Here is a 16,129-nt window from a genome sequence, read left to right as displayed (position 1 = left end):
GGCCAGCGACCTTCGGCCCCCCGCTCGTCTTTTCTCCAAACCCCCCACACACCCCCCCCCCCCCCCCCCCGGGGGCGCCCCCCGCCCGGCGGGGCCCCCCGCCGCTGAGCCGTGCCTCGCCGCCGGTCGGGCGCGAGGCCGAGACCGAGGACTGAGAGGACAGATGAGCATCTTCGACCGGAGACCACGCTTCCTGAGCGCCGTGGTCGCGACCATCCTCCTGACACTGGGCGCACCCCTGGTGACCGCCCAGGCGGCGGGCGGCCCGAACGTCGCCCTGGGCGACCCCGCGGCGGCGAGCAGCGCACTCGCCGAGTACGGCGCCGCGAACATCACCGACGGCAACCAGGGCTCGTACTGGCAGAGCGCGGGCAGCAGCCTGCCCCAGTGGGTCCAGGCCGATCTCGGCACCACGACCCGCGTCGACGAGGTCGTCCTGAAGCTGCCAGCGGGCTGGGAGAGCCGCAATCAGACGCTCTCCGTCCAGGGCAGCGCCGACGGCACGAGCTTCGCCACCCTCAAGAACTCCGCCACCTACAGCTTCAGCCCGGGCGCGGCCAACACGGTCACGGTGAGCTTCCCCGCCACCCAGACACGGTTCGTCCGGGTCCACATCACCGCCAACACGGGCTGGCAGGCCGCACAGCTCTCCGAGCTGGAGGTGCACGCCGCCGACGGCTCCTCCGTCAACCTCGCGGCCGGACGCACCCTCACCGCGAGCAGCCACACCGAGGTGTACGGTGCGTCCAACGCCAACGACGGCAATCGGGCCACCTACTGGGAGAGCACCAACAACGCGCTCCCGCAGTGGATCCAGGCGGACCTCGGCTCCGCCGTCCGCGTCGACCGGGTCGTGCTCCGGCTGCCCTCCGGCTGGGAGACGCGCAGTCAGACCCTGAAGATCCAGGGCAGCACCGACGGCAGCGCCTTCACCGACCTGACCGCCTCCCAGGCGTACACCTTCGACGCCGCCGGCGGACACACCGCGACGATCACCTTCGACGCGACCACCACCCGTCACGTCCGCGTCCTCGTCACGGCGAACAGCGTCCAGCCCGCGGGACAGCTCTCCGAGCTGGAGGTCTACGGCCCGCAGACCGGCGACACCCAGGCGCCGTCCGCGCCCGCGAACCTTGCGCTCACCCAGCCGGCCACCGACCGGATCCGGCTCACCTGGAACGCGGCCACCGACAACGTCGGCGTCACGGGCTACGACGTCTACGCCAACGGCACTCTGCTCAGCAGCGTCGCCGGGGGCGTCACCACGTTCACCGACACCCGTCCCGCGAACCAGACGGTCACCTACCTCGTCCGCGCGAGGGACGCGGCGGGGAACCAGTCGGCGGACAGCAACACCGTCACCCGTACCGGCGACACCGGCGACACCCAGGCACCCACCGCACCCGCCAACCTCCAGCTCACCGAGCCGGGCGCCGGCCAGATCAGGCTGACCTGGAACGACTCGTCGGACAACGTGGGCGTCACCGGCTACGACGTCTACGCCAACAACACCCTCCGGGGCAGCGTGGCCGGCAACGTCACCACGTACACCGACACCCAGCCGGCCTCCGCGACCGTCGCGTACCACGTCCGCGCCAAGGACGCGGCCGGCAACCAGTCGGCCAACAGCAACGCCGTGACCCGTGACGGCACCGGCGGCACGGGCTCGAACCTGGCGGTCGGCAAGGAGATCGCGGCCTCCTCCAGCGTGCACACCTACGCCGCCGTCAACGCCAACGACAACAACCTCACGACCTACTGGGAGGGCGCGGGCGGCAGCTACCCCCAGACCCTCACCGTGAAGCTGGGCTCCAACGCCGACCTCGACCGGCTCGTCCTCAAGCTCAACCCGGACGCGTCCTGGGCCACCCGGAGCCAGACGATCGAGGTCCTCGGGCGCGAGCAGAGCGCCTCCGGCCACACGAGCCTCGTCGCGGCGAGGAGCCACACCTTCGACCCGGCGAGCGGCAACACGGTCACGATCCCCGTCTCCGCGCGGGTCGCCGACGTCCAGCTGCGGTTCACCGCCAACTCCGGCGCCCCGGCCGGCCAGCTCGCCGAGTTCCAGGTCATCGGCGTCCCGGCGCCCAACCCGGACCTGGAGGTCACCGCTCTCACCGCCTCGCCCGCCTCCCCGGTCGAGTCGGACCCGATCACGGTGAGCGCGACCGTCCGCAACAGCGGTCCGGCCGCGGCGCCCGCGAGCGCCGTCGCGCTGCGCCTCGGCGGCACCAAGGTCGCCACCGCGCAGGTCGGAGCCCTGGCCGCCGGCGCCCAGACCACGGCTCAAGCCTCCATCGGGGCGCGGGACGCCGGTTCGTACGAGCTGAGCGCGGTCGCCGACGAGGCGGGCGCGGTCATCGAGCAGAACGAGTCCAACAACACCTTCACAAGACCGATCGCCCTGGTGGTCAGTCCGGTCTCCAGCTCGGACCTGGTCACGACCGCCGTGACCACCTCGCCGTCCAGCCCGGCCGCCGGGCAGGCCGTCACCTTCAAGGTGGCCGTGAAGAACCAGGGCACGGTGGCGAGCGCCACCGGCAGCCACGGCGTCACCCTCACCCTGCTCGACTCCACGGGCGCCGCGGTGAAGACGCTGACCGGGGCGCACAGCGGGGCGCTCGCGGCCGGCGCCTCGGCCGAGGTGAGCCTCGGGCCCTGGACCGCCGCCAACGGCTCGTACACCGTGAAGGTGGTCCTCGCCGACGACGCCGACGAACTACCGGTCAAGCGCGCCAACAACACCTCCACCCAGCCGCTCTTCGTCGGCCGCGGCGCGAACATGCCGTACGACATGTACGAGGCGGAGGACGGCACCGCCGGGGGAGGCGCGCAGGTCGTCGGGCCGAACAGGACCGTCGGCGACATCGCGGGCGAGGCCTCCGGCCGCAAGGCCGTGAACCTGGACGCGACCGGCGAGTACGTCGAGTTCACCACCCGCGCCGACACCAACACCCTGGTCGCCCGGGTCTCGCTGCCGGACGCCCCGGGCGGCGGGGGCGTCGACTCCACGATCAACGTCTACGTCGACGGGGTGTTCAGGAAGGCGCTCCCGGTGACGTCCCGGTACGCCTGGCTGTACGGGGCCGAGACCGCGCCCGGCAACTCCCCGGGCTCGGGCGCCCCGCGCCACATCTACGACGAGGCGAACGTCATGCTCGGCGAGACCGTGCGGGCGGGCAGCAGGATCCGGCTGCAGAAGGACGCCGCGAACAGCCAGTCGTACTACGCGATCGACTTCGTGAACCTGGAGCAGGTCGCGCCCGTCGCGAACCCGGACCCGGCGACGTACACGGTCCCGGCCGGCTTCGGCCACCAGGAGGTCCAGAACGCGCTCGACAAGGTGCGGATGGACACCACGGGCACCCTCGTCGGCGTGTACCTGCCCCCGGGCGACTACCAGACGTCGAGCAAGTTCCAGGTGTACGGCAAGCCGGTGAAGGTCGTCGGCGCCGGCCCCTGGTACACGAAGTTCCACGCGCCCGCCACGCAGGACAACACCGACGTCGGCTTCCGGGCCGAGGCGGCGGCCAAGGGATCGCTCTTCAAGGGCTTCGCCTACTGGGGCAACTACACCTCGCGGATCGACGGCCCCGGCAAGGTCTTCGACTTCGCCAATGTCACCGACATCGTCATCGACGACATCTGGAACGAGCACATGGTCTGCCTGTACTGGGGCGCGAACACCGACCGGATCACGATCCGCAACTCCCGGATCCGCAACATGTTCGCCGACGGCATCAACATGACCAACGGCTCGACCGACAACCTCGTGACCAACAACGACGCGCGGGCCACCGGCGACGACAGCTTCGCGCTCTTCTCCGCGATCGACGCGGGCGGCGCGGACATGAAGAACAACGTCTACGAGAACCTGACGTCGACGCTGACCTGGCGGGCCGCCGGTGTCGCCGTCTACGGCGGCTACCACAACACCTTCCGCAACATCCACATCGCCGACACCCTCGTCTACTCCGGGATCACGATCTCCTCGCTGGACTTCGGCTACCCGATGAACGGCTTCGGCACCGATCCCACGACCTTCGAGAACATCTCGATCGTCCGGGCCGGCGGGCACTTCTGGGGCGCGCAGACCTTCCCGGGCATCTGGGTGTTCTCCGCCTCCAAGGTCTTCCAGGGGATCAGGGTCAACCATGTCGACATCGTCGACCCGACCTACAGCGGCGTGATGTTCCAGACGAACTACGTGGGCGGACAGCCGCAGTTCCCCATCAAGGACACCGTTTTCACGGACGTCTCGATCACGGGCGCCCGCAAGAGCGGCGACGCGTTCGACGCCAAGTCGGGCTTCGGCCTCTGGGCCAACGAGCTGCCCGAGTCCGGTCAGGGGCCGGCCGTGGGGGAGGTGACCTTCAACGGCCTCGATCTGAGCGGCAACGCGGTGGACATCCGTAACACCACCTCCACCTTCAAGATCAACATCAACCCCTAGCGGGTCCTGCGACACCCCGGGCGGGACAGCGGCCCGGTGAGGCCGGTGCAGGCGGCTTGCGGCTGCTTGCACCGGCCTCCTTCTGCTTTCTGTCAGTCAATTACGAAATCAGCGCGATATCTTGCGTTCACTTGTTGATGGTGGTTGAGTGTGGCGCGCCCCACAAAACGCACCGGCGGTGGGGAGACCTCCACGTTCAGGCCCGAAGGGGACCACTCATGAGAAGTGCCCGGATCCGCCGTACGCGCCGCGCCGGCGCGGTCACCCTCGTCTCCGCGCTCACGCTGACCCTGCTCGCCGCCTGCGGCACGAGCAGCAGCGACAACAACAACGGCGGCGGGTCCGAAGGCGGCGGGTCGTCCGACCCCGCCGCCCCGCTGGACCCGAAGACCAAGGTGACGCTCACCATCGACTGCATGCCCCCGACGGCGAAGGCGGCCGAGCTCAAGCAGTGGAAGGAGGACGTCGCCACCTTCAACAAGACGTACCCCAACGTCACCATCGAGGGCCGCTCCACCGCCGGACAGTGCCTCGAACCGCCCCGCTTCACCGCGATGCTCAAGGCCAAGTCCCAGCCGGACGTCTTCTACACGTACTTCACCGACCTGCAGCAGGTCCTGGACAACGACGGCGCCGCCGACATCACCGCGTACGTCAACGACAAGACCGTCCCGCTCCTGAAGGACATCGACCCGAACGTCCTCGGCTCCCTCAAGCAGGACGGCAAGCTCTACGGCCTGCCCACCAGCAACTACACGATGGGCCTGCTCATCAACCGCAAGCTCTTCCAGCAGGCCGGCCTCGACCCCGACGCCCCGCCGCGCACCTGGGACGAGGTGCGTGCCGCCGCCAAGAAGATCGCCGGACTCGGCAACGGCGTCTCCGGCTTCGGCGAGTACAGCGCGGGCAACACCGGCGGCTGGCACTTCACCGCGCAGCTGTACAGCCTGGGCGGCGACATCGTCGACGCGGGCGGCACGAAGGCCGCCTTCAACAACGACCTCGGCAAGCAGGTCGCGAAGAACCTCCACGCCATGCGCTGGGAGGACGACAGCATGGGCAAGACCCAGCTGCTGCAGTGGGGCGACCTGCAGAAGCAGATAGCGGGCGACAAGCTCGGCATGTTCCTCGCGGCGCCCGACGACATCGCGTACATGGTCCAGCAACTCGGCGCGAAGTACGAGAACTTCGGCATGGGACCGATCCCCGGCGAGAAGGCCACCCTGGCCGGCGGCAACAACTACATGGTCAAGAAGGGCATCTCCGCCGACAAGATCAAGGCCGCGGTCGCCTGGCTGAACTTCAAGAACCTCACCGTCGGCAAGGGCCAGTTCGACTGGTCCCGCTCCAAGGCGGACGGCCTGCCGGTCGGCGTCCCGCAGCCCAACTTCTGGCTGAACGACTCCAAGACCAAGGACGACGCCGCCCGCGTGGAGCACGCCACCATGCCCGTCGCCAACTTCAAGACCTTCATGGACAACCCCGTCGCGGGCAAGGCCGAGCCGCCGAAGGCCCAGGAGATCTACAAGGTCCTCGACACCGTGATGTCCGGCATCCTCACCAACAAGGACGCCGACGTCGACAAGCTGCTCGCCACCGCCGAGACGCAGGTCAACCAGGTCCTCGCCAACCAGTGACGGGAACCCCGGGCAGGGGCGGACCGTCCTGACGCCGCCCCGCCCGGGACCCTCCCCGGCCCGACACCCGGCAGACCCGGTACGACCGGCAGAACCGGCGCAACCGGCAGAGCCGGCTGACCAGCACCAAGGAGCGAGCGACGATGTCGGCCCCCAGCCTCACCCCGAGCAGGGCGGGATCCCCCCGCCCGTCCCCGCCGCACGAGGCGGACCACGCGCCCCCCGGCGGGCGGTTCGCGAGGAGCCTGCGGCGCAATCTCACCGCCCACGGCTTCCTCATCGGCGCGGTCCTCTGCTTCGCGGTCTTCTCCTGGTACCCGATGGTCAGGGAGTTCTTCCTCGCCTTCCAGAAGACCGAGAGCGGACAGACCACCTGGGTCGGCTTCGACAACCTCGTCACCGTCTTCAACGACCCCGCCTTCTGGCAGGCCTGGCGCAACACGCTCCTGTTCACCGTGCTCGCCCTCGTCCTCGGCTTCGCCGTGCCGTTCGTCGTGGCGATCGTCATCAACGAGTTCCACCACGGACAGGGCTACCTCAGACTGCTCGTCTACCTGCCCGTGATGCTCCCGCCGGTCGCCTCCGTCCTCCTCTTCAAGTACCTCTACGACCCCGGCTACGGCCTGCTCAACGAGCTGTTCACCTCGGTGGGTCTGCCCGAACAGCAGTGGCTGCAGGACCCCGACCTGTCGATGCTCTCCGTCGTGATCGCCTCGACCTGGATGAACATGGGCGGCGCGACCCTCGTCTACCTCGCCGCGCTCCAGTCCATCCCCGGCGAGCTGTACGAGGCCGCCGAACTCGACGGCGCAGGGCTCTTCCGCAAGATCTGGCACGTCACCATCCCGCAGACCCGCCTCATCCTGTCGCTGATGCTGCTCATGCAGATCATCGCGACCATGCAGGTCTTCGTCGAACCCTTCCTGCTGACCGGCGGCGCGGGCCCCGAGGGCTCCACCACGACGGTCGTCTACCTCATCTACCAGTACGCCTTCAACTTCAACAACTACGGTGCCGCGGCGGCGCTCGGCCTGCTCCTGCTCGTACTGCTCGCCGGATTCTCGGCCGCGTACGTGAAGCTCAGCCGCGCCGAGGACGAGTAGACCGGGGGAGACCAGCATGTCGACACGCACACTCATCTCGCCCGCCCAACTCGCCCGCCCCCGCGGCCGGATCCTCTACTGGACCGTCTTCGCCGTGGTCGTCGGCGGCTTCACCCTGGCGTTCCTCGGCCCCCTCTACTGGCTGGTGACCAGCGGCTTCAAGGACGCGCAGGAGGTCATCCAGACCCCGCCGACCCTGATACCCGGCAGCTTCGAGCCGGCGAACCACGCGCGCGCCTGGGAGGTCATGGACCTCGCCACCCTGCTCTTCAACACCCTCTACTACGCGTTCGGCGCGCTCGCCTTCCAGCTCGTCCTCGACGTGGCCGCCGCCTACTCGCTCTCCAAACTGCGGCCCGTCCTCGGCAAGGCGATCCTCGGCCTGATGCTGGCGACCCTGATGATCCCGGCGACCGTCCTCGTCGTACCGCAGTACCTCACGGTCCTCGACGTGCCCGTCATCGAGCGCAACCTGCTGAACACGCCCTGGGCGATCTGGCTCCCGTCCGTGACCAACGCCTTCAACATCTTCCTGCTCAAGCGGTTCTTCGACTCGATCCCGAGGGAACTCCTGGACGCGGCCTCGATGGACGGCGCGTCGCCGCTTCGCATCCTGTGGTCGATCGTGCTGCCGATCTCCCGGCCGATCCTGGGCGTGGTGTCGATCTTCGCCGTCGTGGGGGTCTGGAAGGACTTCCTCTGGCCGATGCTCACGCTCCCCGACCCCGCGACGCAGACGCTCAACGTCGGCATCTACTCGCTCTCCAACGGCGTCCCCGTGAACGTGCTCATCGCCGCGCTCACCATCGCCTCCGTGCCGACCCTGCTCATCTTCCTGGTCTTCCAGCGCAACATCATGAGCGGTCTCACCGCCGGTGGGCTCAAGGGCTGACCGCGCCCGTCGCCGCCTCCGCACCCCCAAGAGCTTCGCCGCCGGCCCGTCCAACGCCCCGCAGCAACCGGGCCGGCGGCGAAGAACCCGACCTGCCCGAAAGGACCGTCACGTGGCAGCCCCTCACACGCACCGCACCGACGACTGGTGGCGCGACGCCGTCATCTACCAGGTGTACCCACGCAGCTTCGCCGACGGAGACGGCGACGGCACCGGGGACCTCGCGGGCGTCCGGGCAAGACTGCCCTACCTGGCCGAACTGGGCGTCGACGCCGTCTGGTTCACCCCGTGGTACCTGTCCCCGCTGGTGGACGGCGGGTACGACGTCGCCGACTACCGCACCATCGACCCCGCCTTCGGCACCCTCGCCGAGGCCGAGAAGCTGATCGCCGAAGCCCGCGAGCTCGGCATCCGCGTGATCGTCGACATCGTCCCCAACCACGTCTCCGACCGGCACGCCTGGTTCCGCGCGGCCCTGGCCGCGGGCCCCGGCAGCCCCGAGCGGGAACGGTTCCACTTCCGCCCCGGCCGCGGCGAGCACGGCGAACTCCCGCCCAACGACTGGCCCTCGCAGTTCTCCGGCGCCACCTGGACCCGGGTCGAGGACGGCGAGTGGTACCTCCATCTCTTCACCCCCGAGCAGCCGGACCTCAACTGGGCCCACCCGGAGGTCCGTCGCGAGCACGAGGACGTCCTGCGCTTCTGGTTCGAGCGCGGCGTCGCGGGCGTCCGCATCGACTCCGCGGCTCTCCTCGCCAAGGACCCGGCCCTCGCCGACTTCGTGGCGGGCGTCGACCCCCACCCGTACATCGACCAGGACGAACTCCACGACATCTACCGCTCCTGGCGCGCCATCGCCGACACGTACCAGGGGATCTTCGTCGGCGAGGTCTGGCTGCCGGACTCCGAGCGCTTCGCCCGCTACCTCCGACCCGACGAACTGCACACCGCCTTCAATTTCAGCTTCCTCTCCTGCCCCTGGGAGGCGGACCGGCTGCGCCGCACCATCGACGACACCCTGGCCGAGCACGCGCCCGTCGGAGCCCCCGCGACCTGGGTCCTCTGCAACCACGACGTCACCCGTACCGTCACCCGCTACGGGCGGGCCGACACCGGCTTCGACTTCGCGAAGAAGGCCTTCGGCACCCCGACCGACCTCCGCCTCGGCACCCGCAGGGCCCGCGCCGCCGCGCTGCTCACCCTCGCGCTGCCCGGATCGGTCTACGTGTACCAGGGTGAGGAACTCGGACTTCCCGAGGCCGACATCCCGCTCGACCGCATCGAGGACCCCATGCACGCCCGCTCCGAGGGCGTCGACCCCGGCCGCGACGGCTGCCGCGTCCCGCTGCCCTGGGCCGCCGAAGCGCCCTGGTACGGCTTCGGCTCGACGGCCGAGCCGTGGCTGCCCCAGCCCCGGGACTGGGCGCGCTACGCGGTGGACCGCCAGGACTCCGACCCGGAGTCCATGCTCGCGCTCTACCGGACGGCCCTGGCACTGCGCCGGACCGAGGCGGGCTTCGGCGACGGACCCATGACCTGGCTGCCGGCCGCGGAGGGGGTGCTCGCCTTCGCCCGCAGGGACGGCCTCGTGTGCGTCGCCAACCTCGCCCCCACACCCGCCGCCCTGCCCCCGCACCAGCGGATCCTGCTGGCCGGCGGCCCGCTCGACGCGGAGGGGCGGCTGCCCCAGGACACGGCGGTATGGCTGCGCGTCTGACCTGCACAGAGGCGGGTGCGACTGCACCCGTTCGCTTCGGTGCACTACTGTGCCGCAAAACTTTCGTCGATTTCTGTTATCAGCGGGATACCTCGGGGTCTCCCAACTGCCGGCATCGACAACAGGCGGGACAGGCAGAGTGAACCAGGGCATGGGAACGCAGCACGGCGCGCAGCACGGGACGGAGCTCGTGAGGGCGGCGCAGAGCGGGGACCTGTGGGCGCAGGACCAGCTCATAGCCGCCTATCTGCCCCTCGTGTACAACATCGTGGGCCGGGCCCTGAACGGCCACCACGATGTCGACGACGTGGTGCAGGAGACGATGCTGCGGGCGCTCGACGGGCTGCCTGCCCTGCGCGCCCCGGACAGCTTCCGCTCCTGGCTGGTGGCCATCACCATGAACGGGATCCGCGGCCACTGGCACAGGCAGCAGACGCGTCTCGCCACGGGCGTCCTCGACGACGCCCGTGACGTCGCTCACCCCGGCGCGGACTTCGTGGAGCTGACCCTGGTCAGCCTGCACCTCTCGGGGCAGCGTCGTGAGACCGCCGAGGCCACGCGCTGGCTGGAGCCGGACGACAGCGCGCTGCTGTCGCTCTGGTGGCTGGAGTGCGCGGGCGAACTGACCCGCTACGAGGTGGCGGCCGCCCTCGGCCTGTCCACCGAGCACACCGCGGTCCGGGTCCAGCGGATGAAGGCGCAGCTCGACACCGCCCGCGTCGTCGTACGGGCCCTGATGGAGAACCCGCCGTGCCCGGCCCTCCGTGGCGAGCTCGGCACCTGGGACGGCCGCCCGTCCGCCCTGTGGCGCAAGCGCATAGCCCGGCACGCCCGAGGCTGCGCGCACTGCGGCGGCCTGTGGAGCAACCTCGTCCCCGCCGAGGGGCTGCTCGCGGGGCTGCTCCTGGTACCCCCGTCGGCGTGGCTGCTCGCCGCGGTCAGGGACAGCGCGGGCTTCGGCCTCACGGCGGCGGCGAACACCGCGTACCCGGCGCAGCACCACGGGGGCTACGAGACGTACGCCACGAACGAGACCTACGGTGCGAACGAAGCGTACGGCGCGAACGAGATGTACGGCGCCAATACGGCGTACGAGGCAAACGGGTCTTACGGGTCGTACGGGATTCCTTCGCAGTACCAGCCGGTCGAGCAGCCGCAGGCCGCGTACGAGCCGTACGAGCCGTACGAACCGCACCAGCCGTACGAGCCCACGGCGCCCTACGACCCCACGGCGGCGTACGAAGCGGTGGCGCCGTATGAAGCGGCGGTCCCGTACGAGACGCAGAGCACCCTCGCCTCCGTGTCCGCCGCTCGTACGGCGGGCCCCCGAAGCTCGCGCGCCGCACGGCGGCGGAGGGAGGCCGAGCAGCGGCGTGGCCGGCGCAGGGCCGTCGTCGCGGCCGGCATGGCGGTCGTGGCGGTCACCGGCGGCGCCTTCTACCTGAACGCCGGCCCCGACGGGGACGGAGACGCGGTGGACGCGAACCGCGCCGCCGCTCCCGGCCCCGACCTCGCCGCCGGGCAGGATCCGACCACGCTCCTGGAGTCCCCCTCCGCCTCGGCGTCGGCCTCGGCATCGGCGAGTGCGACGGCGACGCCGTCGGCTCGTCCGAGCCGCACCGCGAAGGCCACGCCGTCGAAGACGGCGGCCCCGCGCACCTCGTCGCCCACGACGAAGCCCAAACCCAAGCCGAAGCCGAAGGTGACGCAGACGACCGCTCCCACCGGCTCGGACTCCGCGGCCGATCAGGTCATCAGTCTGGTCAACGCCGAGCGGGCCAAGGTCGGTTGCAGTCCCCTGACGGCGAACGGGCAGCTCACCAGGGCGGCGCAGGGGCACTCCGACGACATGGCCGCCCGCGACTACTTCGACCACACCAACCCCGACGGCAAGGGGCCGGGCGAGCGCGTCACGGCCACCGGGTACCCCTGGTCGACGTACGGCGAGAACATCGCCATGGGGCAGAGCAGCCCGGAGCAGGTGATGGAGTCCTGGATGAACAGCCCCGGCCACCGGGCGAACATCCTCAACTGCGACTTCAAGGAGATAGGCATCGGCATCCACGACCAGGGCGGCCCCTACTGGACCCAGGTGTTCGGCGCCCGCTGACGGGGGTCGGTGTCTCCTCTGGACCCCCGGCGACCCGGCGGCTTGAATCACCCGTACCGGTCTTGTCGAGGGAGTGGGAGCACGGTGTGGGCGCGTTCGGTGAGTACCAGAACGAGATCTACCTCAACGGGTTGGGCGGGGTCCTGCCGCGTTTCCCCATGACGTACGAGGGGTGGGAGGAGCGGGCGCGCGCCGCGATGTCCCCGTCGGTCTGGTCGTACGTGGCCGGCGGGGCGGGCGACGAGCACACCCAGCGGGAGAACGTCGCCGCCTTCGGCCGCCACGGCGTGATCCCGCGGATGTTCGTGGGCGCCAAGGAGCGGGACCTGTCGGTCTCGATGTTCGGCCTGTCCCTGCCGTCGCCGCTGATGATGGCTCCCATCGGGGTGCTGGGCCTGTGCGCGCAGGACGGGCACGGCGACCTCGCCGCCGCGCGCGCCGCCGCGGCCACCGGGGTGCCGATGATCGCCTCGACGCTGGCGGTGGACCCGCTGGAGGACGTCGCCGCCGCGTTCGGCCCGACCCCCGGGTTCTTCCAGCTCTACACGCCCACGGACCGGGACCTGGCCGCCAGCCTGGTGGAGCGGGCGGAGAAGGCCGGCTTCCGCGGCATCGTGGTCACCCTGGACACCTGGGTGACCGGATGGCGCCCGCGGGACCTCGCGACGAGCAACTTCCCCCAGCTGAGGGGGCACTGCCTGGCGAACTACACCAGCGACCCGGTCTTCCGCGCGGCCCTCGCCCAGCCCCCGGAGGAGAACACCGGCGCGGCGGTGCTGCACTGGGCCGGTGTCTTCGGCAACCCGCTGACCTGGGACGACCTCCCCTGGCTGCGCTCGCTGACCTCGCTCCCGCTGATCGTGAAGGGCCTCTGCCACCCCGAGGACGTACGCCGGGCCAAGGACGGAGGAGTCGACGGCGTCTACTGCTCCAACCACGGCGGCCGCCAGGCCAACGGCGGCCTCGCGGCGCTGGACGCGCTGCCCGGGGTCGTCGAGGCGGCCGACGGGCTGCCCGTGATCTTCGACTCGGGGGTCCGCAGCGGTACGGACGTCGTCAAGGCCCTCGCGCTCGGCGCGACCGCGGTCGCCGTCGGCCGCCCGTACGCCTACGGCCTCGCCCTCGGCGGCGTCGACGGCCTCGTCCACGTCCTGCGCTCGCTCCTCGCGGAGGCGGACCTCCTGATGGCGGTCGACGGCTACCCGACCCTCGCCGACCTGACCCCGGAGGCCCTGCGCCGGGTCGGGTGACCGCGCGGCCTCAGGCGCCCGGGGCGCGGGGCGTGAGGTGGAAGTCGAAGGCGAGGGTGCCGGGGTCGAGGGCGGTCGCGCCGCCGTCCACCGTGAGGACCGCTCCGTTGACGAACGACGAGGCCGGGGAGAGCAGCCACGCGATCGCCTCGGCGACCTCGCGGGGCTCACCCGGGCGGCCGGTCGGGAGCACGCGCGTCACCTCGCGGTACGCCGCGTCGACGCCGTCGAGGCCCGCCTCGTCGGCGAAGCGGCTCATCCGGCGGTCCGCCATGTCCGTGCGCACCCAGCTCGGGCACACCGTGTTGGCGCGCAGGCCGGCCTCCCCGTAGTCCACCGCGAGCGAGCGGCAGAGCTGCAGGAGGGCCGCCTTGGACGTCGCGTAGGCCGCGTTGCCGACGCCGTTGCGCAGGGCGGAGACAGAGGCCACGGCGACCACCGCGCCCCGCGCCTCGAGCAGGTGCGGGAGCGCGGCGCGCAGCAGATGGAAGGGGCCGGTCAGATTGGTCCGCAGGACCGCGTCCCAGTCGTCGAGCGTCACCTCGCCCACGCCGCCGCCCCGCCCGATGCCGGCGTTGAGGACCACCCCGTCGAGGCGGCCGTGGGCGCCGATCGCCGCGTCGACGAGCGCGCGCACCGCGTCCGGGTCGCCGATGTCGGACGGGACGGCCAGCGCCCCGGTCTCCTCGGCGACGAGCCGCAGCGGCTCGGGGCGGCGCCCGGAGACCACGACGTGGTGGCCCGCCTCGGCGAGCAGCCGGGCCGTCGCCGCCCCGATGCCCGTTCCGCCGCCGGTCACGAGGTACACACGCTGGTTCGCCATCGGTCGTCGGGCCCCTGTGGTCGTGGCTGTCGCGTTTCCGCCTTCCCGTCGATCAGTTGATCACATCGCGGGGAGCCCGGGTCAGGGCTTTTCCGGCGTCAGCAGGACGAAGTCCGCGTTCGACGGGTCCACGCACACGGCGAGCCGCCCGACGCCCTCGGCGTCGTCCGGGCCCATCTGGACCGTGCCCCCGTTCGCCTTCACCCGGGCGACCGCCGCGTCGCAGTCGTCGACGTCGAAGACCGGGTGCCAGTACGGCCGGCCGCTGTTCAGGGTGAGGTCCTCCGCCCGCATGCCCATGATGCCGCCCTGCATCCGGTCCTCGGACAGGCCCGCGGGGGTGACCAGGGAGTACGTACCGCCGCCGCCCGGCAGTTCCATGTCGCTGTACCACCATCCGAGGACGTCGGTGTAGAACCGCTTCGCCGCGGCCGCGTCGGTGGTGTACAGCTCCGTCCAGGAGAGCGAGCCCGGCGCGTCCACCAGTTCCACCCCGCTGTTCGTACCGGGCTGCCAGACGGCGAACTGCCCGCCCAGCGGGTCGGTGAACTGCGCCATCCGGCCCCACTCGTCGAGGTCCATCGGGGCGACCCGGACCTTCCCGCCCGCCTGCTCGACCGCCCGGGTCGTGGCGTCCGCGTCCTCGACGCTGTAGTAGATCATCCAGGCCGAGCGCGCCCCCGCCTCGGTGAGCTTGCCGAGCCCCGCGACGATCTTGCCGTCCTTGCGGAACATCCCCCCTTCCATCTCCTCGCCACCCCCGCCGGTCTCTCCGGCGTCACCGGCCTCCATGGCCTCGTACTCCCAGCCGAGCACGGAGCCGTAGAAGGCCGCCGCGGCCGGTACGTCGGGTGCCCCGAGGTCGAGCCAGCAGGGGGTGCCGGGAACGGGGTCGGTGGTGATCATGGTTCTTCCCTTCCGAGACGGTCTGTCGCCAGCCTTGCACCGGGGCGTCGGTCGCGCACGACGGGCGACCGGCGATCGGCAGCCGTCCGGCGACGGTGCTGAAGGGTGGACTCCGTACGGCCCCGGAACTCATCGCGACCCGGCGAGCCGGGTGCGTCCGGCGGGCTCGGGTTGGGTGATGGGCAGGTGCGCCGGCCCGCATTTCGTGCCTTTCGCCAGTACGGCCGTCGCTCGACGGCGGAGGAGACTCGTCGCCACGGCCGCCGACGGCCGGATGAAGCGTGCGGGAATACAGGGGGAACACATGACGGTGGATCAGTACGACGCGATCGGTGAGGCGTTCGAGGGATTCAAGTCCCTGCCGCTGACGCGCTACGGGGAGGTGCCGAGCGTCCTGGGCCTCGTGGGGGACGTGACCGGCAGGTCGGTGCTCGACGTGGCGTGCGGCACCGGGTTCTACAGCAGGGAGTTCAAGCGGCGCGGCGCCTCGGACGTCTTCGGGGTCGACATCTCCGTCGAGATGATCGCCGCCGCGCGGGACATCGAGCGCCGCGAGCCGCTCGGCGTGCGCTACGAAGTCGGCGACGTGGCCGAACTGCACGCTCCCGAACGCCGTTTCGACCTCGCGCTGGCCGTGCAGTGTCTCAACTACGCCGAGGACGTCGCGACGATGGAGCGGATGTGCCGCAACATCCACCGGAGCCTGGTGCCGGGGGGCGAGTTCTTCGTGTTCGCCCAGAAGCCCGACTACGCGTTCGACTGCGCCTCCCTGGAGACGTACGGATTCCGCTGCGAGCCGACCGGCGAGGAGGGCGGGACCGGCCCGCGGGTGCGGGTCACGGCGCTCCTCGAACCGCAGCCGATCTCCATCGTCGCCAACTGCCCGCGTCGCGAGGCCTACGAGGAGTCCCTGCGGGCGGCCGGGTTCAGTGAGCTGGAATGGGTTCCGCTGCAGGTGTCCGAGGAGGGCATCCGCGCGTTCGGCGAGGAGTTCTGGGCCGACCTCCTGGCGAGCCCGCCGCTGGAGATGCTGCGCTGCCGCGCCTGAGCCGCCGGCCCGCCCGGTGGCCGCGGTGAGCCGCCAGGCGGGCCGGAAGGGCGTGCTCCGGAACCCGTGGCCCGTGTCAGGAACCGTTCTCGGCCGTTGGCACTCATGATCCATGGGTTCCGGAGACGGCGCGCACCGCGCGGACCGGCCGGACCCTCGCGGCACACCGCTGGCGTGTGCCGCGTCGTCG

The 16,129-nt window shown here is 71.0% G+C and carries 10 protein-coding genes; 8 read left to right on the top strand and 2 right to left on the bottom strand.

Going from position 1 to position 16,129, the window contains the following annotated elements:
• Positions 1–163: 163 nt before the first annotated feature.
• The 7 genes from ACF09C_RS02455 (at position 164) to ACF09C_RS02425 (ending at position 13,162) form a co-directional block, all read left to right on the top strand.
• Positions 164–4,453 carry a discoidin domain-containing protein gene (locus tag ACF09C_RS02455; RefSeq protein ID WP_392087745.1) on the top strand — a complete coding sequence of 1,430 codons (4,290 nt, stop codon included), beginning with the start codon at positions 164–166 and terminating at the stop codon, positions 4,451–4,453.
• Positions 4,454–4,671: 218 nt separating this feature from the next.
• Positions 4,672–6,090 carry an extracellular solute-binding protein gene (locus ACF09C_RS02450; RefSeq protein WP_392087743.1) on the top strand — a complete coding sequence of 473 codons (1,419 nt, stop codon included), beginning with the start codon at positions 4,672–4,674 and terminating at the stop codon, positions 6,088–6,090.
• A gap of 143 nt (positions 6,091–6,233) precedes the next feature.
• Complete coding sequence (locus ACF09C_RS02445) at positions 6,234–7,193, top strand: carbohydrate ABC transporter permease (RefSeq protein WP_392087741.1); 960 nt, start codon at positions 6,234–6,236, stop codon at positions 7,191–7,193.
• A 16-nt stretch (positions 7,194–7,209) separates the two neighbouring features.
• Positions 7,210–8,085 (top strand): carbohydrate ABC transporter permease, encoded by an 876-nt coding sequence (locus tag ACF09C_RS02440; protein WP_392087739.1) that lies wholly within the window; start codon positions 7,210–7,212, stop codon positions 8,083–8,085.
• A 112-nt stretch (positions 8,086–8,197) separates the two neighbouring features.
• Positions 8,198–9,802 carry a glycoside hydrolase family 13 protein gene (locus ACF09C_RS02435; protein WP_392087737.1) on the top strand — a complete coding sequence of 535 codons (1,605 nt, stop codon included), beginning with the start codon at positions 8,198–8,200 and terminating at the stop codon, positions 9,800–9,802.
• Between the two features lie 151 nt (positions 9,803–9,953).
• On the top strand, positions 9,954–11,912 hold the full coding sequence (locus tag ACF09C_RS02430) for a sigma-70 family RNA polymerase sigma factor (protein WP_392087735.1): 1,959 nt from the start codon (positions 9,954–9,956) through the stop codon (positions 11,910–11,912).
• Positions 11,913–11,998: 86 nt separating this feature from the next.
• Positions 11,999–13,162, top strand: coding sequence for an alpha-hydroxy-acid oxidizing protein (locus ACF09C_RS02425; RefSeq protein WP_392087733.1), 1,164 nt, complete (start codon positions 11,999–12,001; stop codon positions 13,160–13,162).
• Between the two features lie 10 nt (positions 13,163–13,172).
• On the opposite strand, the gene ACF09C_RS02420 is transcribed toward ACF09C_RS02425, so the two are convergent.
• Together ACF09C_RS02420 and ACF09C_RS02415 are read right to left on the bottom strand one after the other, a co-directional pair.
• Positions 13,173–13,985, bottom strand: coding sequence for an SDR family NAD(P)-dependent oxidoreductase (locus ACF09C_RS02420; RefSeq protein ID WP_392087731.1), 813 nt, complete (start codon positions 13,983–13,985; stop codon positions 13,173–13,175).
• An 81-nt stretch (positions 13,986–14,066) separates the two neighbouring features.
• Complete coding sequence (locus ACF09C_RS02415; protein WP_392087729.1) at positions 14,067–14,891, bottom strand: VOC family protein; 825 nt, start codon at positions 14,889–14,891, stop codon at positions 14,067–14,069.
• Positions 14,892–15,195: 304 nt separating this feature from the next.
• On the opposite strand from ACF09C_RS02415, the gene ACF09C_RS02410 reads away from it, so the two are divergent.
• Entirely contained in the window at positions 15,196–15,939 is a 744-nt protein-coding gene (locus tag ACF09C_RS02410) for a class I SAM-dependent methyltransferase (RefSeq protein ID WP_392087726.1), read from the top strand.
• Positions 15,940–16,129: the final 190 nt, after the last annotated feature.

Origin of the sequence: Streptomyces sp. NPDC014870 (assembly GCF_043081505.1) — a bacterium.
GTDB lineage: Bacteria > Actinomycetota > Actinomycetes > Streptomycetales > Streptomycetaceae > Streptomyces.
Note: the sequence above shows the minus strand (reverse complement) of the source record. Positions and strands in the feature narration are given on the sequence as shown.